Raw genomic sequence first — 22,777 nt, 5'->3', positions numbered from 1 at the left:
CGCTGGCGCTCGGCAGCGGCTACAGCGCAACAACCTGGGCAGACTGCGGCATAATCGCCGCGCCCATTGTCAGGATGCCGCCATGAACGACAGCGAAAGCCTCAAGGATTACCAGCGTGTACGCCAACTGGCGATCCGCTCGCTGTTCGAGATCATCGAGCAGTCCAGCGAAGGCACGGTGATTGTCGACCGCGACGCCAATATCGTCTGGATGAACGAGCGCTACGCCCGGCGCTTCGGCCTGGAATCGGCAGCCTTCGCCATCGGCAAGCCCTGCGAAAGCGTGATCCCCGGCAGCCTGCTGCGGGAGGTGGTGCGCACCGGACGCCCGATCCTGCTGGACATGCAGGACACCCCCAAGGAACCGCTGGTGGTGATGCGCCTGCCGATCCACGACGACGCCGGCACGGTGATCGGCGCCATCGGCTTTGCCCTGTTCGATGAGCTGCGCAGCCTGTCACCGATGCTCAAGCGCTACCTGAGCATGCAGGAAGAACTGGCCTCCACCCGCTCCCTGCTGCGGGCCCGGCAGACCAAGTACAACTTCGCCCACTTCATCGGCACCAGCGCCGCCAGCCTGGAGGTCAAGCGCCGCGCCCGACGCGGGGCCAGCGCCGAGTCGCCGATCCTGCTGCAAGGCGAAACCGGCACCGGCAAGGAGCTGCTGGCCCAGGCCATCCATGCGGCCTCGCCCCGGGCCCACAAGCCCTTTGTCAGCATCAACAGCGCGGCGATTCCCGAGGCCCTGCTGGAGGCGGAGTTCTTCGGCACCGCCCCCGGCGCCTTTACCGGCGCCGACCGCAAGGGCCGCCCGGGCAAGTTGCAGATCGCCCAGGGTGGCAGCCTGTTCCTCGACGAAATCGGCGACATGCCGCTGCCCCTGCAAAGCAAGCTGCTGCGGGTGCTGCAAGAGAAAGAATTCGAGCCGGTAGGCTCCAACGAAGTGATCCACAGCGATGTGCGGATTATCGCCGCCACCTCCACCGACCTTGAGGCGGCGATCAAGCGCGGCGAGTTTCGCGCCGACCTGTACTACCGGCTCAACGTGCTGCCGATCCAGGTGCCGGCCCTGCGCGAGCGCCTGGACGACCTGCCGGCCCTGAGCGAAGGGATTCTCGAAGAACTGCGCAGCCAGCATGAGCTGGATCGCGAAGCCCTGGCCCTGCTGGCGCAACATGCCTGGCCGGGGAATATCCGCGAGCTGCGCAACGTGCTGGAGCGGGCGGCGCTGCTCAGCGACGACCTGATACTCAATGCCGCGGACATTCGCGCGGCAATTGGCAGCTTCAGCCCGGTGCAGCGCGATGCGGCCCCGCTGCCGGCCGAGCCGCCGGGCCAGGAAACCTTCGCCGCGGCCCGGGAACGATTCGATCGGCAACTGATCAGCGCCACCCTGGCCCAGTGCGCCGGCAAGGTGGATGAAGCCGCGCGACGCCTGGGGCTGGGCCGTTCGACGCTGTACAAGAAGATGGCGGCGCTGGGGATCGCCGAGTCTCAATAAAGAGACATAAATCCTGTTTCAGAGACAACCGCTTGCGTGGCGAGGGAGCTTGCTCCCGCTGGGCCGCGTAGCGGCCCCAAACCCAGTGATTGCGGTCTTTCTGACACAACCCGGTGGCCGGCATGAGGAGTGCTGCGCACTCCAGCGGGAGCAAACTCCCTCGCCACACTGTCTCCAATCAGAGAATATCTGGACAGATCACCTTCGAAGTATCTAAAAAATACTTATATATCAACAAGTTAACTACCTGGCACAGTTCTCGCTATAACGCTCTCCACACGCAACACCCGACAACAATAACAATCCTGGAGAGACACACCATGAGTGTGATCATTGCCTTGGCAGCCCTGGCGCTGCTGATGCTCGCTGCCTACCGTGGCTACAGCGTCATCCTCTTTGCCCCCATTGCCGCCCTCGGCGCGGTGCTGCTCACCGATCCCTCCGCCGTGGCGCCCGCCTTTACCGGGGTGTTCATGGAGAAGATGGTCGGCTTCATCAAACTGTATTTCCCGGTGTTCCTGCTGGGCGCGGTGTTCGGCAAGCTGATCGAGCTGTCGGGCTTCTCACGCTCCATCGTCGCCGCGGCGATCCGCCTGCTCGGCACTCGCCAGGCGATGCTGGTGATCGTGCTGGTCTGCGCCCTGCTGACCTACGGCGGCGTCTCGCTGTTCGTGGTGGTGTTCGCGGTCTACCCCTTCGCCGCCGAGATGTTCCGCCAGAGCAACATCCCCAAACGGCTGATCCCGGCGACCATCGCCCTGGGCGCGTTCTCCTTCACCATGGACGCCCTGCCCGGCACCCCGCAGATCCAGAACATCATCCCCAGCACCTTCTTCAACACCACCGCCTGGGCCGCGCCCTGGCTGGGGCTGATCGGGACGATTTTCGTGTTCTGCGCCGGCATGCTGTTCCTGCAGCGCCAGCGCAACAAGGCGCAGAAGGCCGGTGAAGGCTACGGCACCGACCTGCGCAACGAACCGGAAACCGCCGAAGACCTGAAGCTGCCCAACCCCTGGCTGGCGCTGTCGCCGCTGCTGCTGGTGGGCATCATGAACCTGCTGTTCACCCACTGGATTCCGCAGTGGTACGGCAAGACCCACAGCCTCAGCCTGCCGGGCATGGCCGTGCCGGTGACCAGCGAAATCGCCAAGCTCACCGCCATCTGGGCGGTGCAGGCGGCCTTGCTGGTAGGCATCCTGATGGTGCTGGCATGCGGCTTCTCGGCGATTCGCAGCAAGCTCGCCGAGGGCAGCAAGAGCGCGGTCAGCGGCGCCTTGCTGGCGGCAATGAACACCGCTTCGGAATACGGCTTCGGCGCAGTGATCGCTTCCCTGCCGGGCTTTCTGGTGCTGGCCGACTGGCTGAAAAGCATCCCCAACCCGCTGGTCAACGAAGCCATCACCGTGACCCTGCTGGCGGGCATCACCGGCTCGGCCTCGGGCGGCATGAGCATCGCCCTGGCGGCCATGTCCGAAAGCTTCATCAGCGCCGCCCACGCCGCCAACATTCCCCTGGAAGTGCTGCACCGGGTGGCGTCCATGGCCAGCGGCGGCATGGACACCCTGCCGCACAACGGCGCGGTGATCACCCTGCTGGCGGTCACCGGCCTGACCCACCGCGAGGCCTACAAGGATATTTTCTGCATTACCCTGATCAAGACCCTGGCGGTGTTCGTCGTTATCGCCACTTTCTACGCCACCGGCATCGTGTGAGGTATTCATGAGCACTCTTTCTGGCAAGACCGCCTTGGTCACCGGCTCCACCAGCGGCATTGGCCTGGGCATCGCCCTGGTCCTGGCCAAGGCCGGGGCCAAGCTGATTCTCAACGGCTTTGGCGATGCCTCGAAGGCGATCGCCGAGGTCGGGCAATTCGGCGGCCAGGTTGGCCATCACCCGGCGGACGTCAGCGACCCGGCGCAGATCGCCGAGCTGTTCGCCTACGCCGAACGGGAGTTCGGCGGCGTCGACATCCTGGTCAACAACGCCGGCATCCAGCACGTGGCGGCGGTGGAAGAATTCCCCGTGGAACGCTGGGACTCGATCATCGCCATCAACCTGTCGTCGGTGTTTCACAGCACCCGCCTGGGGTTGCCGGGAATGCGCGCCAAGGGCTGGGGGCGGATCGTCAACATCGCCTCGGTGCACGGCCAGGTCGGTTCCGTGGGCAAGGCCGCCTATGTCGCGGCCAAGCACGGGGTGATCGGCCTGACCAAGGTGGTGGGCCTGGAAACCGCCACCAGCAACGTCACCTGCAACGCCATCTGCCCCGGCTGGGTGCTGACCCCGCTGGTGCAGAAGCAGATCGACGATCGTGTCGCGGCGGGCACCGACCCGCAACAGGCCCAGCATGATCTGCTGGCGGAAAAACAGCCGTCCCTGGCGTTCGTCACCCCGTCGCAACTGGGCGAGCTGGTGCTATTTTTGTGCAGTGAAGCCGGCGCCCAGGTGCGCGGCGCGGCGTGGAACATTGACGGCGGCTGGCTGGCGCAATAACCCCGCCCCTGCCCCCCACTCTTTCTGTGGCGAGGGAGCTTGCTCCCGCCGGGTCGCGTAGCGGCCCTAAAACCAGGCAACCGAGATTCAACGACAAAACGCGGTCGTCTGATGGACGACCGCTACGCGGCCGAACGGGAGCAAACTCCCTCGCCACAATGAACGACAGCGCACACCGAACATAAGAAGAAATAGAGGCCTTGCATGTCCGACCTTCTCTGGCAACCCAGCGCCGAACGCATCGGCAAGACGCGGATGGATGCCTTCCGCCGCTTCGTCAATCAGCGCCACGGGCTGAACCTTCACGACTACCCCAGCCTGCACCAGTGGAGCATCGACCAGCGCGAACGCTTCTGGCAGGCCATCGTCGACTTCTTCGACGTCCGCTTCCGGCAGAGCGCCGAATGCGTGCTCCGCGAAGGCCCGCAGATGCCCAGCGCGCAGTGGTTTCCCGGCGCCACCCTGAACTTCGCCGAGCACCTGCTCAAGCGCCGGGACGACGCGGTGGCGGTGGTGGCGATCAACGAAAACGGCCAGCGCGAACAGCTGACCTACGCCGAACTGGCGGCCCAGGTCGCCGGCCTGCAACGCAGCCTGCGGGCCGCCGGGGTCGGCCTCGGCGACCGGGTCGCCGCCTGCATGCCCAACACCTGGCACACCCTGGTGGCGATGCTCGCCAGCACCAGCCTTGGCGCGGTGTGGTCCAGCTGTTCGCCGGATTTCGGCACCCAGGGGGTGATCGACCGCTTCGGCCAGATCGAGCCCAAGGTGCTGATCACCTGCGCCGGCTATCGCTACGCCGGCAAGGACATCGAGCAGACGGCCAAGGTCAATGAAATCCTTGAGCGCCTGCCGTCCCTGGAGCAGTTGCTCATCGTGCCCCATGCCCGCCCGCAAGCCCGGGTCGAAGACTTCCGCACCCCGGCCAGCGTCAGCCTGTGGGACGACTTCTACCGCCCCGGCGGCGACCCCGAGTTCATCCCGGTGCCCTTCGCCCACCCGCTGTACATCCTCTATTCCAGCGGCACCACCGGGGTGCCCAAGTGCATCGTCCACGGCACCGGTGGGGTGCTGCTGCAACACCTCAAGGAACACGGCCTGCACGCCGACCTCGGCCCCGGCGAGCGGCTGTTCTACTACACCACCTGCGGCTGGATGATGTGGAACTGGCTGGTCTCGGCGCTGGCCACCGGCGCCAGCCTGGTGCTCTACGACGGCTCGCCCTTCCACCCGACCGACGAACACCTGATCGACCTGATCGACCGCGAAGCCATCAACGTCTTCGGCACCAGCCCCAAGTACCTGGCCGCCCTGGAAAAGGCCGGCAGCCGGCCGCGCCAGAGCCACTGCCTGGACAGCCTGAAGACCCTGCTGTGCACCGGCTCGCCGCTGTCACCACAGAGCTACGACTACGTGTACCGCGAGATCAAGAGCGACCTGTGCCTGGCCTCGATGTCCGGCGGCACCGACATCGTCGCCTGCTTCGTCGCCGGCAACCCGATCCAGCCGGTGCGCCGTGGCGAGATGCAAGGCAAGGGCCTGGGCATGGCCATCGAAGTGTGGAACGACCAGGGCCAGCCGGTGATCGGTGAAAAAGGCGAGCTGGTGTGCACCCGGCACTTTCCGAGCATTCCGGTGGGCCTGTGGCACGACCCGGACCAGAGCAAGCTGCGGGCTTCGTACTTCAGCCTGTTTCCCGGGGTCTGGGCCCAGGGCGACTACGCCGAACAGCTGGCCGACGGCGGCTGGTTGATTCACGGCCGCTCCGACGCGGTACTCAACCCCGGCGGCGTGCGCATCGGCACCGCGGAAATCTACCGCCAGGTGGAGAAGCTGGCCCCCGTGGTGGAAAGCCTGGCCATCGGCCAGAGCTGGGAGCACGACGTACGGGTGGCGCTGTTCGTGCGCCTGCAGGACGGCGTGGTGCTGGATGAACCCTTGCGGGAACAGATCCGCCAAGTGATCCGCGACAACACCACCGCGCGCCACGTCCCGGCAAAGATCCTCGCGGTCACCGACATCCCCCGCACCATCAGCGGCAAGATCGTCGAGCTGGCGGTGCGCAACGTGGTGCATGGCATTGCCGTGAAAAACACCGACGCCCTGGCCAACCCCGAGGCCCTGGAGCAGTTCCGCGACCGCGAGGAACTGCGCCACTGACGACGGCCAACCACCGCCGCCCCCCTTCGCGGCGCAGCACCTGTAGCCGCTGCCGAGCCCGCGAGGCTGCGCGAAGGGCCGCAGGACCTTCGACAATCTCAAGGGCAGCGCTTCATGCGACGCAGTGCCGCCCGGAGCGTTCGCAGCCTGCGGCAGCGGCTACAGGAACCGTTCAGCCCCTCTAGACTGGTCATCCGCCGCAAAAGCGGGTGAAAATGCGCGCGCCACACAGGCCTACACTCCATCCGTTTGAATATGCACGGCATGTCCATGCGACTTTTTCAGTACGCGACCCATGACGTTGTCGCATCACAGCGCGGCGCCCAGGACACACCCGACATGAATGCCCCTCACTCCGGCAGCGAAGCCGCCCACCTGATTGCCCGCCTGGACTGGTCGGCCACGGCCCTCGGCGAATCCGGCCACTGGCCCCAGAGCCTGCGCACCGCAGTGGACATCGTGATCCATTCGCCGATGCCGATGCTGTTGCTGTGGGGCGGTGAGCTGACGCAGATCTACAACGACGGCTTCGCGCTGCTGGCGGGCAACAAGCACCCCCATGCGTTCGGCCAGCCGGCGCACCTGATCTGGCCGGAGCTGATGGACTTCACCGACCCGATCTACCGCGCCGTGCTCAACGGCCAGGTCCGCACCTTCAGCGAGCAGCGCTTCAGCCTGCAACGCAGCAACGGCACTGAATACGACCTGTGGCTGGACCTGACCTACAGCCCGATCCGCAACGAACGCGGGGACGTCGCCGGAATCCTGGTCACCGCCATCGAAACCAACGAGCGGCGGCGCATCGCCCTGGAGCTGCAACAGCGCTCCGACGCCAGCCTGCGCGCCCAGCACGAAACCGAAGAACGCCTGCAACTGGCCCTGGCGGCCACCGACGCGGTGGGCACCTGGGACTGGAACATCGGCGAAGACCGCTTTATCGCCGACGCGCATTTCGCCCAGTTGCACAGCGTTGACCCGCAGCAATCCCGGCAACTGCCCATCAGTGAATACCTCAAGGGCGTGCACCCGGAAGACCGCGGCATGGTGGCCCGGAGCATCAAGCATTGCATCACCCATGGCAGCGAATACGCCGAGGAGTACCGCCTGCAACTGGCCGACGGCCAGGTACGCTGGGTGTTCGCCCGGGGCCGCTGCTACAAGGACCACCACGGCCGGCCGACGCGCTTTCTCGGCGCGGCCCTGGACCTCACCGAACGCAAGCAGATGGAGCAGGCGCTGCGCCAGAGCCAGACCGAGTTGCAGCTGATCATCAACGCCATGCCGGTGCTGATCGGCTACGTCGACCACGAGGAGCGCTTTCGCCTGAACAACAGCGCCTACCTGGACTGGTACGGCCTGACCCCGCAGGAGCTGTACGGCAAGAGCATCCGCGAAGTGGTGGGTGACGAGGTCTACGCCACCCGCGCGGAAAACATCAAGGCGGCCCTGGCCGGCAAGCCGTGCAGCTTCGAAGCCAACTCGCCGCACCGCGACGGCCGCCCGCGCCATGCACTGATGAAGTACCTGCCGCGTTACGGTGCCGACGGCGCAGTCAATGGTTTCTACATCTTCGTGATCGATGAAACCGAGCGCAAACAGACCGAAGAAGCCCTGCGCAACCTCAACGAAACCCTGGAAGAGCGGGTCAACCAGCGCACCGAGGCGCTGGCCACCGCCCACCAGCGCCTGCAGAACGAGATGTTCGAGCGCGAGCGCGCCGAAGACGCCCTGCGCCATGCGCAGAAAATGGAAGCCGTGGGCCAGCTCACCGGCGGCATCGCCCACGACTTCAACAACATGCTCACCGGGATCATCGGCAGCCTGGACCTGATGCAGCGCTACATCGACAACGGCCGCGGCGACGAAATCGGCCGCTTTACCGAGGCCGCCATGTCCTCGGCCAAGCGCGCCGCCTCCCTGACTCACCGCCTGCTGGCCTTCTCCCGCCGCCAGTCCCTGGACCGCCAGCCCCTGGACCCGAACCAGCTGGTGCGCTCGCTGCACGAGCTGTTCAACCACACCAAGGGCGAACACATCCAACTGCAGATGCAACTGGCAGACAGTGTGTGGCCGGTGAACACCGACGCCAGCCAGCTGGAAAACGCCCTGCTCAACCTGGTGATCAACGCCCGCGACGCCATGCCCCACGGCGGCTTGCTGCTGATCGAAACCGCCAACAGCTACCTCGACGGCAGCGACATCAGCACCCTGGAGCCGGTCAAGGCCGGCGACTACGTGATGCTCGGCGTCAGCGACAACGGCGCCGGCATGAGCCCGCGGATCCTGGCCAAGGCCTTCGACCCGTTCTTCACCACCAAGCCCATCGGCCAGGGCACGGGCCTGGGGCTGTCGATGATCTACGGCTTCGCCCAGCAGTCTGGCGGCCACGTGACCATCAGCAGCGAACCGGAACAGGGCACCTGCGTGCGCCTGTACCTGCCCCGGCTGCACGCCGCGCCGCTGGAAAACCCCGACCCCGTCGCCCCCAACCAGGCGCCCCAGGCTATCGCCGGGGAAACCGTGCTGGTGGTGGAGGACGACCCGGCGGTGCGCATGCTGGTGCTCAACGTCCTCGGCGAACTGGGTTACCGCGCCTTGGAGGCCGAGGATGCACGCAGCGCCCTGCCATTGTTGGAGTCGCCAATGCGCGTCGACCTGCTGGTGACCGATGTCGGCCTGCCGGGCATGAACGGCCGGCAACTGGCGGAAATCGCCCGCCAGCAGCGCCCCGGGCTCAAGGTGCTGTTCATGACCGGCTACGCGGAAAAGGCCGCCGAGCGCCAGGGCTTCCTGGAGCCGGGCATGGACCTGATGGCCAAGCCGTTTTCCATTGAAGAACTGGCGCAGACGATTCGTCAGATGATCGGTGGCGAGGCCTGAATTCAGGCATAATCCGCGGCCGCCGATTTCCCGCTACAAGGTCACCCGCCCATGAAAGCCCAAGCCCGCCACATCCTGGTGAAAACCGCCGAAGAGGCTGAACAGCTCAAGCAACGCATCGCCAAGGGCGAAGCCTTCGACGTGCTGGCCAAGAAGTACTCCACTTGCCCTTCGGGCAAGCGCGGCGGCGACCTGGGCGAAGTGCGTCCGGGGCAGATGGTCGGCGCCATCGATCAGGTGATTTTCAAGAAGCCCCTGCGCACCGTGCATGGCCCGATCAAGAGCAAGTTCGGCTATCACCTGGTGCAGGTGTTCTTCCGCGACTGACGGCCAGGCACGCCCTCGCGGGAGCTGGCGTGCCAGCGAAAGCGTCTGCAACAACAGTGCGCCCTTCAATGGCCTGTTCGCCGGCCAGCCAGCGCCTACAGGCCGATAGGGTCAATCTCGGGGAATCAATGCCCCGTGATGCTGAATCACCCGGCTCGCCAATCGATGCCCGGCCTCTGCGGCGTCCACCGGGCTGCCGCCCTGCAAGCGACTGGCCAGATACGCCGCGCTGAACGAATCACCCGCCGCCGTGGTATCCACCACCTGCTCCACCGGGTGCGCCGGTATTTCATAGCTCTGGCTGCCACAGCGCACCAGGCACGAATCCGCCCCGCGCTTGATCACCACTTCGGCAATGTTCGGGTAGGCCGCAAACACCCCATGGGCGTAGTCATGGCCAAACAGCGCCTGCTCGTCCTCCAGGGTCAGCAGCGCCAGGTCCACATGCTCCAGCACTTGCATATAGGCCGTTCGCGCCTGCTCCACCGAGGCCCAGAGCCTGGGTCGGTAATTGTTGTCGAACACGATCAACGCCTGGCGGATGCGCGCCTCCTCCAGCAGCTCCAGCAGTTTCCTGCGCCCCGCCTCCCCCAGCACCGCCAGGGTGATGCCGCTGAAATACAGCACATCGTAATCGCGCAGGTCCGCCAGGATCGGCCCCGCCGCCGTGGTGTTGAAACAGTCCCGTACCGCCGCCTCATTGCGCCAATACAAAAAGCGCCGCTCCCCCCGGGCGTCGGTCTGGATGCAATACAAGCCCGGCAAGCGCCCCGGCAGGCGCTGGACCTTTCCCAGGCCGATACCTTCCTCGGCCCAGCTCTGGCACATGGCATCGCTGAAACTGTCGTAACCCAGGGCGGTGACGTAATCCACCTCGGCCTGCGGCCCCAACTCACGGCACAGATACACCGCGGTGTTCAAGGTATCGCCGCCAAAGCCCTGCTGCAGGCTGCCGTCGTGGCGCTGCTGCAGTTCGATCATGCATTCGCCGATGGCCGCGATGCGTTTCTTGTTATTCATGTCCGTTCCCCCCCAAGGGCCCATTCCAACCGCGTAGAAGCCGGCCTGCCAGCGAGCCTGCGCCCCATTCAGGGGCGCTTCGCCGGCAGGCCGGCTCCCACGGGTCAGAAGCAGGTTTCCAGGTTCTCGATCACCCGCAGGCGCTCATCCACCAGCAGCCCGGTGCGCCACTTGTCAAAGGTCAGGCACGGGTGCGAGGTGCCGAAGGAAATGATGTCGCCAATCCGCAGCTCCACGCCCGGCGCCACGGTGAGAAACGCATGCTGGTCCATCACCGCGGTGACCTTGCACGCCGCCACATCATCCCCGGCACCCGCCTCGGCCCCGGCGCGATAACGCCGCAGCGGCACCGGCAAACCGGCGTCGTAGGCCACATCGCGCTTGCCCAGGGCCACCACGGCAAAGCCCGGCTCCGGCAGCGACTGCACATGGGCCCAGACCTCCATCGCCGGGCGCAGGCCCTCGTGCAGATCACTGCGTCGATCCAGCACGCAGCACTGGGCCTCCTTGTAGATGCCGTGGTCGTGGGCGATGTAACTGCCCGGACGCAGCACGCTGAGGAAACGGCCCTTGGCATTGTGGGTCTCGAACGACTCGGCGATCAGGTCATACCAGGCCGAACCCGAAGCGGTGATGATCGGCCGCTCGATGGCGAACAGCCCGTCGCTCTGCAGATCCACCGCCAGGCGTACCAGGGAATCGGCGAATTGACGAATGCCACTGATGGCCTGATCGCCATGGATCACCCCTTCGTAGCCTTCGATACCGCACAGGGCCAGGGCCGGCTGCGCCTGGATCGCCTTGGCCAGGGCCAGCACCTCCTGCTCGCTGCGGCAGCCGCAACGCCCGCCGACCACGCCGTACTCGATCATCACCTTGAGGGTGACCCCGCGCTGGGCGAAAAACGCCCCCAGGTCGGCGACGTTGTCCGGGTGGTCGACCATGCAATAGAAATCGAAATCCACGTCCGCCAGCAGCTCGGCGATCAGCGCCATGTTCGGCGCGCCCACCAGCTGGTTGGCCATCAACACCCGGCGCGCGCCATGGGCGTAGGCGGCACGGGTCTGCACCGCCGTGGCCAGGGTGATGCCCCAGGCGCCCGCGTCCAGCTGCCGCTGGAACAGCGCGGGCATCATGCTGGTCTTGCCGTGCGGCGCCAGCTCGGCACCGCTGTCACTGACGAACCTCTGCATCCAGCGGATGTTGTGTTCCAGCGCCTCGCGGTGCAGCACCAGGGCGGGCAGGCTGACGTCGCTCAGCAGGCTCGCACCGTTGGCCGCAGCGCCCTTTTCCACCTGGGGCAGATTCAAAGCAGAAGACATGTTGGCACTCCTTATCAAGGCGGCTGCGCACAGCCGCGACACAGTCATCAATCGTTGATACGCCGGGCCAGCCGGTTGGCGCTGTCGATCAGCACCCGGCGATATTCCTGGTAATTGCTCTGCGCATCGGCCCTCGGCGCGACGATGCACAGGGTGCAGATGCACACCCCGTGTTCATCGCGCACCGGCGCGGCAAAACAATGGGTGAAGGTGTCGGCGACACTGTCGAAGGAAAAGAACCCCTCCTCGGTGGCCTGGCGGATTTGCTCGAGGAAGGCTGCCAGCGACAAGCGCTGGCCATCGGGAAGGATAAAGTCGCGCTCGTCGATCAACTCGGCAATCTGCGCATTGCTCATGTGCCCCAACAGCAAACGCCCGGAAGCGGTCCAGGGAATCGGCGCGTTCTCGCCGATGTCCGACGAAATGCGAAAATGCCGCTCGCCTTCCTTCATCAGCGCCACGGTGTATTTGCGCCCGTTGAGCAGGCACATCTGCGCGGTTTCCCGGGTCTGGCTGACGATCTCCTGCAAGGCCTGATCGGCCTCGCGGCTCAGGTCGAAATGACGCAAGTGCGCCTGCCCGAGAAAGTACAACTGGCGGCCCAGGTACACATGCCCGTCCTTGCCCACCGGTTCCAGAACCCGCCGCTCCAGCAACGAAGCCACCAGCTCATAGACCGTGGACTTGGGGCTGCCGATGCCCTTGGCGATATCGTTGGGCCGCAGCGGCTGGCCGATCTCCTTGAGGAAATCGAGAATATCGAACGCCCGATCCAGGCCCTTGGCCCGGCGCTTGATGCTGTCTTCGCTCATCTTCGAACAACCATTCCAGAAAACACCCAGATACACGCTTCACCTTGCCGCTTGCCGCTTGCCGCTTGCCGCTTGCCGCTAGCCGCTTACCGCTTACCGCTGCTTATACGCCACACAATCGATCTCGACCTTGCAGTCCACCATCATGCTGGCCTGCACGCAGGCCCGGGCCGGCGCGTGTTCGGGCTTGAAGTACTCGCCGAACACCTTGTTGAAACTCCAGAAATCCCGCGGGTCTTCCAGCCACACCCCGACCCGCACCACATCCTCCAGGCCGTAACCGGCCTCTTCGAGAATGGCCAGCAGATTGCGCATCGTCTGATGCGTCTGCTCGACGATCCCACCGTGAATGATCTCGCCCTCCAGCGCCGGCACCTGGCCGGACACATGCAGCCAGCCATCGGCCTCCACGGCGCGAGCGAAAGGACGCGGCTGGCCACCGCCTGCGGTGCTGCCGGTGCCGTAACGGGTGATGCTCATGAGCGATTCTCCTGGTTGAAGGTTGGCCATCTGGCGGCGACGACCTGGAAACCCACAGATGCCGAAAAATTCCGCTACAACGGAACAAAGAATGAAATAGCGGAAAAGACGCCAGAGTGTGCCATGGAGAACAAAGGAGACAACAGAGGGGGATGGCAAAACTTTTCGGAACCAGGAACGGAAGGATATTAGAAACAGCCGCCAGCCTATGTCAGGCATTTCTGTATTTGCTGAAGGCACACTCAAGTGGCTGGTGACGGTGCTCGCCGCCTTCTACATTCCGTTGCGTCGCAGCAGTCCGCACCGCCCGGGACATGCTGGGCGGCCTTGCCGACATGACCAGCCGCAACGCCGATCACCTCGACCGGCAGCGTTTCTCCAGCGTGGCGACCCTGTTGTTGCAGGGCGGCTGCGATGAGTTGCATGCAGTTGAGCAACGGGCAATGGATCTGCCCGGGGAGTAATGGTCAGGCTTTGCAAAAAACAACACACAAGTGTTGTACAAAAATAAGAATGTTGTACCGTGCAGAAATCCAAGCCATGAGGCGAGGTGATGAAATTCAGCGAATTCAGACGATGGTTGAAAGCTCAAGGCGTGGTCTTCGAGGCCGGTAAAGGCAGCCACTTCAAAGTCACCGCCCCAAACGGCAACAAGACCACCTTCGCGGATCACGGCAGCAAGGAAATGCCCGAACCCACCCGCAAGGCAATCATCAGGCAATTGGGGCTCTAGGACGCTCATCCATCCTCTGCATGCTGAAACGTCGCCTCCTAGGAGTGACCATGTACGACTACGCCATTCGCTTCGAGCAAGACCGTGCACCGGGAGTGGCGGTCTTCTGCCGCGATCTGCCCGAACTCAATAGCTTTGGCGATGATCCTGAGCACGCCATCAACCAGGCCATCGACGCGCTCGAAACCACTCTGTCCCTTTACGTCGACCAGCGCCGCGCCATTCCCCCGGCCTCCGCGCCGCTACCAGGGGAACAGGTCATTCATTTGCCAATGGTGACCGTGGCCAAGATAGCGCTGTGGAACACGATGATGGAGCGGGACATGCGCAAGGCCGATCTATGCCGACTGCTCGGAATCCACCAGGCCCAGGGAGATCGCCTGGTGGACTTTCTACACAGCTCCAAAATGGAACAGCTGGAAAATGCCCTGGCAGCCCTAGGTAAACGTCTTGCAGTATCAGTGGAGGCGGCATAGCCCAAAATGGCCGAACGCAGGCATTGATCCGTGGCAACCCGGCAGGACGCCGGGTTAGCCGCACTGGGCCTCAATCAACATCAGCCACGCACAACACCCACCACAGATTCCGCGCTCCCTGGCAGGCGACATAGGCAGAAGAAATAGTCGAGTCCCTGGTCAACTCACACCAATCAGGACTATCAAACCGATACACCACCAGCTCGGAAAACGGCGCCGGAAACACAGCATCCAGCGCTTCGAACACCACCTTCCGAGCATTCTCCACGGACCCTCCGCGGGTGGACGAATGACACCCGCCCCGCAGCAGCGCCGCCAGCAACGAGCCCTCGAACTCGTATCGGTTCAGCATGGAAAAGGCCCCGAACTCAGGCTCGACCTGCCCGATGGCCGTCGACCCGGCGAGGCCGCTGAAACGCTCGAGAAACTCGGCCAGTCGCGGCCTCTCACCCAGCACCTTGATGGCGGGGTCAGGCTTGAAGAAGCAGGACACCACCTCGCCACACTGAGCGAGCACCGCCAGAAGCTCGGCAAGGGGCTGCTTGTCGACAACAAACTCGCTGGCAGCGGTCAATGGCGCTAGCGCATCGTGCTTCAGGTTTTCATCTTGATTCATGCTGTAAGCACCCGAGATTGATCACAAACAGGCAAACACCCTGGCGGCTACCGCACCCTGGGCTTTTGCGACCGCAGATAACTGCAACGGCACCGCCCGGAACGAACAGGCCGGGGGGGCGACAATGTATCGGCCGCACAGTTGCACGGCAAACCCGAAAACCATCACCGCCCCCACCCACCCTGCGCGCTTACGCCTTGAAGGTGAGAATCGGCGAAAACCGCGCCATCACCGACACCGTGCCCTCTTCCACCTGGGACTGGATCACCTGGCCGATCTCCTTGTAGGCCCCTGGCGCCTCTTCGATCATCCGCTCTTCCTTGGTGGTGATGCACTCCACGCCCTGCAAGCCGAGGAACGCCTTGTCCTTCTTGGCCTTGAACACAATTTCGCTGCGCGACATCGAGCGCCCGGCGCCGTGGCTGGCCGAACGCAGCCAACGCTCATTGCCCAGCCCGGTGAGCAGGTAGGAGTCATGCCCCATGCTCCCCGGAATCAGCAGCGGCTGCCCGGCATAGGCCGGTGTCGCGCCTTTGCGATGCACGTTGCCCTCTTCTTCGCGCAGCACGATGTTGTGCGGCACATCGACAATCAATGGCGCTTCGATGCCCGCGCCAAACACTTGCCGGGTGCGCTGGCGCACCATCTCGGCGATCAGCGCGCGGTTGGCGTCGGCGTAGTGGGCAGCGCTGTGCATGGCCAGCAGGTACTCGTCGGCCATCTCGCCAAACAGGGCGAATATCTTCGAATCAGGGTGCTTGATCCCCGCCGGCCACAGGGCCTTGGCCTTATCCATCCAGCGCCGCCCGACATAGAAGCCCACGTCGCGCGAACCGGTGTGGATCATCATCACCACCTGCCCCACCGACAGGCCCTGAGCAAAACAGGCCTGACGATCCACCAACTCGGTGACCACCTGGATCTCGACAAAGTGGTTGCCGCCGCCCAGGGAACCCAGGCCCGGGTCGCGGAGGATTTTGCGCGAGCGGTCCTGCAAGGCTTCCGGCGCGTAGTCGGCGCTACCACGGGCGAACGACGACTCATGCAAACCCGACAGCTCACGTTGCAGCTGGGCGAAGTCCGCCCCGGCAAACAACCCGATCGGGTCCTGCTGCACCTGGGCCCAGAAGTCCCCGAGCCCGGCCTGAAACAGCGCGGTCATGGCCATGGGGCTGGTGGGAATGTTGCGCGTGCCCTCCAGCAGGTCGCCGCGCACCAGGGCGGTCCACTTGGCTTTTTGCGCCATGAACTGCTCGTAGTTCAGCCCCAGCTTGTGCAGGCGCATGCCGCAATTGATGTCGGTGCCGATGGCTTGCGGCACCACCATGTCGTGGCTGGTGACAATCACGCTGCCCACCGGAATCGGGCTGCCGGTGTGGAAGTCCGGCGTGGCGCAGGCGCACTTCACTTCGCCGCCATGGGGGTGAGCCACCTTGGCGAAATCCATCAGCTGCAGGACGGCTTTTTCTTCGATGGCAAAGCTTTCGGGCAGCAGCAGATCCACCTTGAGCCCGGCGTCATTGATCGAAGAGATGGAGAGGGAATTGGAATTCAGGCGTTCGATGGCCACCCCGGAACGGGCGAGCTTGTGCTGAATTCTTTTCAGAGGAGTCTTGGTCATTTTCAACTGCTTTTCTTGGACGCAACAAAACAACCACCCTTTTGGTGGCTGGAATTGTCTGGTCAGCAGCGAAACTTAGACGGCGCGGATAATGGGGAATGACGCAGTGGATGTAAAGAGCCAGGAGGCAATTATTTGCGCAGGCGCCTGGGGAGGCGCCTGCCGAGCGGCGTGGCGTCAGTGCGGCGCCGGGCCGCCGCACCACGGCATGTATTCCACCAGCGCTTCACCGCGGCTCAGGCCATCGGGCTGGCCGACAAACCCCGGCATCTGCCGCAGATCCAGCTGCTCACACAGCTGCGTAACGCGATTGCGCAATTGATTGTCGGGCTTGAACGACTCGGGTCGGTAGCGCACTTCCCGCAGGTTCACCCAGCACTCCTGGACCTTGCCCTGGGGGTCGGCCTTGACCTCAAAACTGGCCACCCCAATGCTGTCCACCGGCAAACGGGCCAGCGTGTGCGTCCAGAAGAAATGGCCTTTGGCGTACTGAGTGGCATTGAAGTCAAACGCCTTCAATTGCTCGGGCTCCAGGGTCAACGGAGGGAACATCAACGTTCCTTTCACCTCCAGCACACCGTCGGGGTCAAAAGCGACCGCGGGCGCCAAAGGGAACACCGTGTTCCAGCAGAGATCCTTGAGCATCTCGCCGAGTTTCGGGTTGTAGGGATAGGCCCTAGCGGCAGGTACGGGGTTGCTCTGCGCCGGGGTCCCGTTCAGAAAGTTGGACATGCTCAGTTCCTTTGATGGGTTCACCACGAACCGCCCTGCGGTGTGTCCAGCGACGTCAAGGCGCCGGATATTAAGACAGCCCCGTGGTTAACAATTGCTCGCTGTAACCGTCGCCCCGCAGCCCCCCAGATTCGCACCCATGCTGTCAAAGCTTCTCCAGCCGTCCGCCGAAAATCGGGTTACCCTGGCGCCCCCCTTTACTCATTGACCCAAGGAAGGACACCCCACATGACCCGCGCCCTCACCCTCATCTGCGACCATTTCGCCGACTGGGAAACCGCCCTGATCAACGCCACCGGTCGTGGCTTCTACGGTTTCGACTGCCGTTACGCCTCCCCCAAGGGAGCCGTCGTGACCTCCATGGGCGGCCTGCGAGTGACCCCGGACCTGGCGCTGGAAGACATTCGCCTGGATGAAGTCGACCTGCTGATGATCTGCGGTGGAACCCTGTGGCAAAGCGACAAGGCACCGGATATCGGCGACCTGCTGCGCGCGGCCCAGGCACGCAACATCGTGATCGCCGGCATTTGCGACGGCACCCGCGAACTGGCCCGGGCCGGGTTGCTGGACCACCGGCGACACACCTCCAATTCAGCGGAGAATCTGCTGGCGGTGGGGTACGGCGGCGCAGCGCATTATCAGGATGTGCCGCATGCCGTGGCGGACCAGCGCGTGATCACCGCCCCGGGCAGCGCCCCGGTGAGTTTCATGGCACAGATTCTCGCCACCCTGGGCATCAGCGACGACAACCTTACCGCTTACCTGGGCATGCACGCCGCCGAACACCAGCAGAAAAGCTGAAGCCCCTTGCAGGGGCCCGCTTGCCAACGAAAGCTCGCGGCCGTTTCATCGGGCCGCGAGCATGCTGGCTGCAACAGGCGCAAACAAAAACCTGTGCTGCCTGGATGCAACTCAACGCCTGGAGCCATTGACCCCCAGCACCTCTTCCAGGTGCTTCGCCTCGCCCTCCGACAACAACGCAGCAGGCGGCGCCATCGCCTGCTGGCCGGAAACCTGCACCGCAGGTGCAGCAGGCTTGACCCTGGTAGGACGACTTCGATTCACGCTGCTTTGCGGATACAGCGCCTCATCCAGACACTTGTCCCGCATGCCTTGGCTGGACAGGCCATGGCAGCCGGTGCCGTTGGACAGCGCCCGGGCGCCGCAGGTGGCCTTGCTGTCGGGGTCTTGCAGGTCGACGCAGCTCAGGGAGCCAAAGCCGTGCCCGAGTACTTCAGCGGGATCGGCGGCATGAGCCGCTGCGCCGTACAGGAGCAGCGAGGCGATAAGCAGTGTTTTGTGCATGAGCGCGCATCCTTGGCGACAGCCTCTCCTCGGCTCGATTGCGCCGCCGAGGCTGGCTGTTGTGTTGTCGGAAAACGCTGTTCTATCAGCCGCAGATGACAGTTTTCCACCTCTGCCATGCCGCCCCTGCCCCGCCGGCTTGAAAAGCCCCGCTCCCTGTCTTTATGTGCCGCTGACCACCCGCGTCCACAAGCGGGTGCTCAGGCGCATGCCGGCCGGGGTCAGGGTCTTGATCGGGAACAGGCTATCGAGCACCGATTGCGGTGGGTAAGCCGCCGGGTTATTGCGCAGCTGCGGCTCGATGTAAGGCAGGGAGGCCGCGTTGCCGTTGGGGTACTGCACAAAGTTGCTGATGCTGGCAATGACCTTGGGGTCCAGCAGGTAATTCAGGTAGGCGTAGGCGTTTTCCAGGTGCGGGGCATTCTTGGGAATCACCACCATGTCCATGGCCACGGTGGAGCCTTCCCGGGGAATGCTGTAGCCGATGTTCACGCCGTTTTTCGCCTGTTGCGCGGTGGCCATGGCTTGCAGCACGTCGCCACTGAAGCCCACGGCCACGCAGATGTTGCCGTTGGCCAGGTCGCTGACGTACTTGGCCTGGTGGAAGTAGAGGATCGAGGGACGGATCGCCAGCAGCGCCGCTTCGGCCTTTTTCAGGTCCGCCGGCTGTTCGCTGTGCGGGTCCAGGCCCAGCGCGTTGAGGGTGATGGGCACCATCTGCGTCGGGTTGTCGAGGAAGGCCACGCCGCACTGCTTGAGCTTCTGGATGTTCTCCGGCTTGAACAGCATCTGCCAGGACTGGGTGACATCGGTATTGCCGAAGATCGCCTTGATCTTGTCGACGTTGTAGCCGATGCCCACCGTCACCCACATGTAGGGAATCCCGTACTGGTTGCCTGGGTCGCTGGTCTCCAGCAGCTTCATCAGCTTGGGATCGAGGTTGTTCCAGGCAGGCAGCTTGCTCTTGTCCAGGGGCTGGATCGCCCCGGACTGAATCAGCCGAGGCAGGAAGTGGTTGGACGGGCTGACCAGGTCGTAGCCACTGCCACCGGTCATCAACTTGGCTTCGGTGGTCTCGTTGCTGTCGATCACGTCATAGGTGGTCTGGATCCCGGTGCGCTGGGTGAACTGGGCCAGGGTGTCGGGAGCGATATAGCCGCTCCAGTTGGCGATGCTCACGGTTTCGGCCGCTTGTACGCCTGTGGCGCACAAGGCCAGGGATAACAGTGCCGTCGTGGTGCGATTGATCATGTTGCCGCCCTCTGTGGTCTTATTATTGCGGCGTTTTTCCGCCGCGACGGTTAACGTTCGTGTCGCGCGCGCTGCACTTCCCAGCCCATGCGCAAGCTTGCTCCAATGTCGAAAAACGGGCGCGGCGGCAGGTAGCCAGGGCGAGCCTGGGACAGCACATCGCGCAGCAGCGGCGAGTCGTCGCCGGCGGCCATTTCTGCCAGTAGCCGGCCCCACAGGGTGCCGCGGGCAACCCCGGAACCGTTGCAGCCGGCCACCGTGTGCAGGCCCTCGGCGACCCGGCTGAAATAGGGTTCGCCAGAGCGGGTGCCGCTCAGGTGTCCGGTCCAGGTGTATTCCAGATCGGCGTCGGTGATCCCGGGGAAACGCTTCTGCAGGCCGCGTAGATGCTCTTGCCGGCGCACGGCCAGGTCCGCCGGCCCCAGATCGCGCTGGCGGTATTCGACGGTGTTGCGCATCAGCAGCCGACGCCCTGGCAGCAGGCGCACGGTGGCCGCTCCCGGCAAGGTGGACAGCACGCCCCAGCCCTGCTCGTCCAACAGGCTCTGCCAGGGCTCCTCGCCCAATGGCCGGGTGATGCTGGCGCTCAGTTCCAAGGGGAAGGTGCCGCTGTGCTTGACGCCAACCCGAGGCAGGAACGCGCCGACACAGGCCAGCACCTGGGTCGCCTTGACCTCGCCCTCACGGGTCTGCGCCCGCCAGCCATCGCCGGGCACGGGGCGCAAGTCGTCCACCGGACTGTTTTCATAGACGTCCACGCGCTCGGGCAACGCTTGCAGCAGGCCCTTCACGTACTTGGCCGGCTGCAGCAAGGCGTTGCCACCAGCGCAGTGAATGGCCCGCTGATAGAAGGTGCTGCCCAGGCGCTGCTGCAGCGCCGGGCCTTCCAGATAGCAGGCCCGTGCCCCTACCGCATTCAAGGTGGCGACCCGCGCGGCACTGTCTTGCAGGTGCCGGGGCTGGTGCACGGCGAAGTGGTAGCCGGCATCATCGAACTCGCACTCGATGGCCAGTTCGGCAATACGCTGGCGGACCTCTTCGCCGGCGGCAAACCCCACCCGCGAGGCAACCTGATAGGCCGGATAACCAGGGCGGCCGATCAGTTCGTCGGCGCCGGGCAACTCATGGCTGACCACAAACCCCGAGTTGCGCGCCGAGGCGCCCTGCGCCGCGCGCTGGCGGTCCAGCAGGACAATGCGCTGCTGGGGAAACATCTGCGCCAAGGCGTGGGCCGCCGAGAGCCCGGTAATACCGCCACCGATGATCAGCCAATCGGCTGTTTGCTTGCCCTTGAGGGTTGGCCGCAGCGCGGCTTGCCCCGCCAGGGCGATCCAGCCACATACATTGTTCAAAGCCTGTCACTCCTGCACAATCCATGCGCCACGAGCATTCAACAGCACATGCTCAGCGGCGCCACATGCCTACAATCTATGGCTATGACGGCTTCATTTCGAACGTTATTAATTCATCCATCTATTCGGAAAACGCATGGATAACCCCCTTCGACTGCCCTCGTTGCAGGCCCTGCAAACCCTGGTCAACGTGGCCCAGACCTACAGCTTCACCGAGTCCGCCGCGCGCCTGCATTTGACCCAGAGCGCGGTCAGCCGGCAGATCCAGCAGCTGGAGGAACACTACGGGGCCAGCTTGTTCGAACGCAGCAGCCGCAAGGTCTCGCTGACCGATCAGGGGCGCGACGTTTGCGCGGTGGCCACGCAGATCCTCAGGTCCCTCGGCGCCTTGCAGGAACGCCTGGCCCCGGCGCCCCTGGACCGGCCGTTTCGCATTCGCATCTTTGTCTCCCTGGCGGTGCGCTGGCTGCTGCCGCGGCTCAGTGGTTTCTATAGCGCCAACCCCGGGCTGTGCCTGTCGATCGAGACCGTCAGCGGCGCCCTGGTGGATACCGGCGGTGACTGCGATGCCTACGTGCTGTACCTGCCGGAAGGCCTGGACGAGCGGCCGTTGACGCCGCTGTTCGACGAGTACCTGGTGCCGGTGTGTGCGCCGCAACTCAGTGACGGGCAGCTGCCGCCGCGCTCCCTGGAAGAACTGGCCGGGCATGCGCTGATCCACGGTTCCACCAGCCGCCAGGAATGGACCGCCTGGCTCCAGGCCCAGCAGGACCCAACGCCCCACAGCTACAAGCACATCCTGTTCAACCTCGACGACCTGGCCCTGGACGCCGCGGCGCGGGGGTTGGGAGTGGCCATGACCGACCTGATCCTGGCCCAGGATTCGATCGCCCGGGGCAGCCTGCTGATCCCCTTCGGCGCGGCGCTGAAGACCGGCGGCGTCTACGCCCTGTGGCTGCGTGACAGCGGCGCCGCGCACCCGGCCTGCGAAACCGTACTGAACTGGTTCCAGGCCCAAGCCGCCGAGCGGGATCTACCCGCCCCGGGCAGGGCCTGAAAGCAGCCTGCTCCCCCGCATCTGGTTCAGGAGGACCGGCATTGAAACAGAGGATCTATCTGATCGGCGCCTCGGGCGCCGGTGTCAGCACATTGGGCGCCGCCCTGGCTCGGCATCTGCGCCTGCCCCATGTCGACGTCGACGAACACTACTGGCTGCCCAGCGATCCGCCCTTCCTCCAGGCGCGCCCTCCCGAACAGCGACTGGAGCGGCTGCGCCAAGCCTTGGGCGAGGCACCCTGGGTGGTATCGGGTTCGATGGACGGCTGGGGTGACGCAATCATCGCCAGGGCGGACCGGGTGCTGTACCTCGACACCCCAACGGCGCTGCGCCTGCAGCGCATCGCCGTTCGGGAACGGCAACGCTTCGGCCCGCGCATCCTGCCCGGGGGTGACATGCACCACCAGCATCTGGCGTTTCTCGAATGGGCCGCGGCCTACGACAGTGGCGCCCGGGCCGGCCGCAGCCGCCCGCGGCACGACGCCTGGCTGGCGCAGTTGCAGCAGCCCTGGGAACGCCTGGACGGCCGCTGCTCGGAGGAAGAATTACTGGCCAGGGCCCTGCTGATCCTGGGCCAGGTGCAAACGGCAGCGAAGGCCCCATGAGCAGGGGCCGCAAAGGGAACAAGGTCAATTAAGC

General features: G+C 64.6%; 22 protein-coding genes. 12 read left to right on the top strand and 10 right to left on the bottom strand.

Annotated elements, in window-relative coordinates; genetic code table 11:
• Positions 1-82: 82 nt before the first annotated feature.
• From LXM55_RS25775 to LXM55_RS25750, 6 genes are all read left to right on the top strand, one after another.
• Positions 83-1,501: a sigma-54 interaction domain-containing protein gene (locus tag LXM55_RS25775; protein WP_233322974.1), complete on the top strand. Its 1,419-nt coding sequence runs from the start codon at positions 83-85 to the stop codon at positions 1,499-1,501.
• Between the two features lie 320 nt (positions 1,502-1,821).
• Positions 1,822-3,213 carry a GntP family permease gene (locus tag LXM55_RS25770; RefSeq protein WP_233322973.1) on the top strand — a complete coding sequence of 464 codons (1,392 nt, stop codon included), beginning with the start codon at positions 1,822-1,824 and terminating at the stop codon, positions 3,211-3,213.
• 7 nt (positions 3,214-3,220) lie between these two features.
• Positions 3,221-3,994: a 3-hydroxybutyrate dehydrogenase gene (hbdH, locus tag LXM55_RS25765; protein WP_047304969.1), complete on the top strand. Its 774-nt coding sequence runs from the start codon at positions 3,221-3,223 to the stop codon at positions 3,992-3,994.
• A 204-nt stretch (positions 3,995-4,198) separates the two neighbouring features.
• Positions 4,199-6,154, top strand: a complete 1,956-nt coding sequence (locus LXM55_RS25760; protein WP_233322972.1) for an acetoacetate--CoA ligase — start codon at positions 4,199-4,201, stop codon at positions 6,152-6,154.
• Positions 6,155-6,493: 339 nt separating this feature from the next.
• Positions 6,494-9,034: a PAS domain-containing hybrid sensor histidine kinase/response regulator gene (locus LXM55_RS25755; RefSeq protein ID WP_233322971.1), complete on the top strand. Its 2,541-nt coding sequence runs from the start codon at positions 6,494-6,496 to the stop codon at positions 9,032-9,034.
• Positions 9,035-9,085: 51 nt separating this feature from the next.
• Positions 9,086-9,361, top strand: a complete 276-nt coding sequence (locus LXM55_RS25750) for a peptidylprolyl isomerase (RefSeq protein WP_011061856.1) — start codon at positions 9,086-9,088, stop codon at positions 9,359-9,361.
• 111 nt (positions 9,362-9,472) lie between these two features.
• Here LXM55_RS25750 and LXM55_RS25745 read toward each other — a convergent pair whose 3' ends face one another.
• From LXM55_RS25745 to LXM55_RS25730, 4 genes are all read right to left on the bottom strand, one after another.
• Positions 9,473-10,381, bottom strand: coding sequence for a sugar kinase (locus tag LXM55_RS25745; protein WP_233322970.1), 909 nt, complete (start codon positions 10,379-10,381; stop codon positions 9,473-9,475).
• Positions 10,382-10,485: 104 nt separating this feature from the next.
• Positions 10,486-11,703, bottom strand: a complete 1,218-nt coding sequence (locus LXM55_RS25740; protein ID WP_233322969.1) for an amino acid deaminase — start codon at positions 11,701-11,703, stop codon at positions 10,486-10,488.
• Positions 11,704-11,750: 47 nt separating this feature from the next.
• Positions 11,751-12,515: an IclR family transcriptional regulator gene (locus LXM55_RS25735; RefSeq protein WP_233322968.1), complete on the bottom strand. Its 765-nt coding sequence runs from the start codon at positions 12,513-12,515 to the stop codon at positions 11,751-11,753.
• A 93-nt stretch (positions 12,516-12,608) separates the two neighbouring features.
• A complete protein-coding gene (locus LXM55_RS25730) occupies positions 12,609-12,995 on the bottom strand; it encodes a RidA family protein (protein WP_233322967.1) in 387 nt (128 codons plus the stop codon).
• A gap of 335 nt (positions 12,996-13,330) precedes the next feature.
• On the opposite strand from LXM55_RS25730, the gene LXM55_RS32465 reads away from it, so the two are divergent.
• The 3 genes from LXM55_RS32465 to LXM55_RS25720 all read left to right on the top strand — a co-directional run bounded on the left by LXM55_RS32465 (position 13,331) and on the right by LXM55_RS25720 (position 14,204).
• Positions 13,331-13,459 (top strand): hypothetical protein, encoded by a 129-nt coding sequence (locus LXM55_RS32465; RefSeq protein WP_267924575.1) that lies wholly within the window; start codon positions 13,331-13,333, stop codon positions 13,457-13,459.
• 89 nt (positions 13,460-13,548) lie between these two features.
• Positions 13,549-13,728, top strand: a complete 180-nt coding sequence (locus LXM55_RS25725; protein WP_053159224.1) for a type II toxin-antitoxin system HicA family toxin — start codon at positions 13,549-13,551, stop codon at positions 13,726-13,728.
• A 50-nt stretch (positions 13,729-13,778) separates the two neighbouring features.
• Positions 13,779-14,204, top strand: a complete 426-nt coding sequence (locus LXM55_RS25720; RefSeq protein ID WP_233322966.1) for a type II toxin-antitoxin system HicB family antitoxin — start codon at positions 13,779-13,781, stop codon at positions 14,202-14,204.
• A 70-nt stretch (positions 14,205-14,274) separates the two neighbouring features.
• Here the strand turns inward: LXM55_RS25720 and LXM55_RS25715 are convergent, their stop codons facing one another.
• The 3 genes from LXM55_RS25715 to LXM55_RS25705 form a co-directional block, all read right to left on the bottom strand.
• Positions 14,275-14,820 carry a hypothetical protein gene (locus LXM55_RS25715; RefSeq protein ID WP_233322965.1) on the bottom strand — a complete coding sequence of 182 codons (546 nt, stop codon included), beginning with the start codon at positions 14,818-14,820 and terminating at the stop codon, positions 14,275-14,277.
• Between the two features lie 190 nt (positions 14,821-15,010).
• On the bottom strand, positions 15,011-16,441 hold the full coding sequence (locus LXM55_RS25710) for an RtcB family protein (RefSeq protein WP_233322964.1): 1,431 nt from the start codon (positions 16,439-16,441) through the stop codon (positions 15,011-15,013).
• 177 nt (positions 16,442-16,618) lie between these two features.
• A complete protein-coding gene (locus LXM55_RS25705; RefSeq protein WP_233322963.1) occupies positions 16,619-17,173 on the bottom strand; it encodes a hypothetical protein in 555 nt (184 codons plus the stop codon).
• Between the two features lie 228 nt (positions 17,174-17,401).
• Between LXM55_RS25705 and LXM55_RS25700 the strand changes: the two genes are divergently transcribed.
• A complete protein-coding gene (locus tag LXM55_RS25700) occupies positions 17,402-17,974 on the top strand; it encodes a type 1 glutamine amidotransferase family protein (RefSeq protein WP_233322962.1) in 573 nt (190 codons plus the stop codon).
• A 111-nt stretch (positions 17,975-18,085) separates the two neighbouring features.
• Here LXM55_RS25700 and LXM55_RS25695 read toward each other — a convergent pair whose 3' ends face one another.
• From LXM55_RS25695 to LXM55_RS25685, 3 genes are all read right to left on the bottom strand, one after another.
• Positions 18,086-18,478 (bottom strand): hypothetical protein, encoded by a 393-nt coding sequence (locus LXM55_RS25695; RefSeq protein ID WP_233322961.1) that lies wholly within the window; start codon positions 18,476-18,478, stop codon positions 18,086-18,088.
• Between the two features lie 162 nt (positions 18,479-18,640).
• Complete coding sequence (locus LXM55_RS25690; protein ID WP_233322960.1) at positions 18,641-19,729, bottom strand: polyamine ABC transporter substrate-binding protein; 1,089 nt, start codon at positions 19,727-19,729, stop codon at positions 18,641-18,643.
• A 50-nt stretch (positions 19,730-19,779) separates the two neighbouring features.
• Positions 19,780-21,081, bottom strand: a complete 1,302-nt coding sequence (locus tag LXM55_RS25685; protein ID WP_233322959.1) for an NAD(P)/FAD-dependent oxidoreductase — start codon at positions 21,079-21,081, stop codon at positions 19,780-19,782.
• A gap of 136 nt (positions 21,082-21,217) precedes the next feature.
• Between LXM55_RS25685 and LXM55_RS25680 the strand changes: the two genes are divergently transcribed.
• A complete protein-coding gene (locus LXM55_RS25680; RefSeq protein WP_233322958.1) occupies positions 21,218-22,138 on the top strand; it encodes a LysR substrate-binding domain-containing protein in 921 nt (306 codons plus the stop codon).
• A gap of 41 nt (positions 22,139-22,179) precedes the next feature.
• Positions 22,180-22,743, top strand: coding sequence for an adenylate kinase (locus LXM55_RS25675; protein ID WP_233322957.1), 564 nt, complete (start codon positions 22,180-22,182; stop codon positions 22,741-22,743).
• Positions 22,744-22,777 lie beyond the last annotated feature (34 nt).

Source organism: Pseudomonas sp. Au-Pse12 (genome assembly GCF_021341665.1).
Lineage (GTDB): Bacteria > Pseudomonadota > Gammaproteobacteria > Pseudomonadales > Pseudomonadaceae > Aquipseudomonas.
Note: the sequence above shows the minus strand (reverse complement) of the source record. Positions and strands in the feature narration are given on the sequence as shown.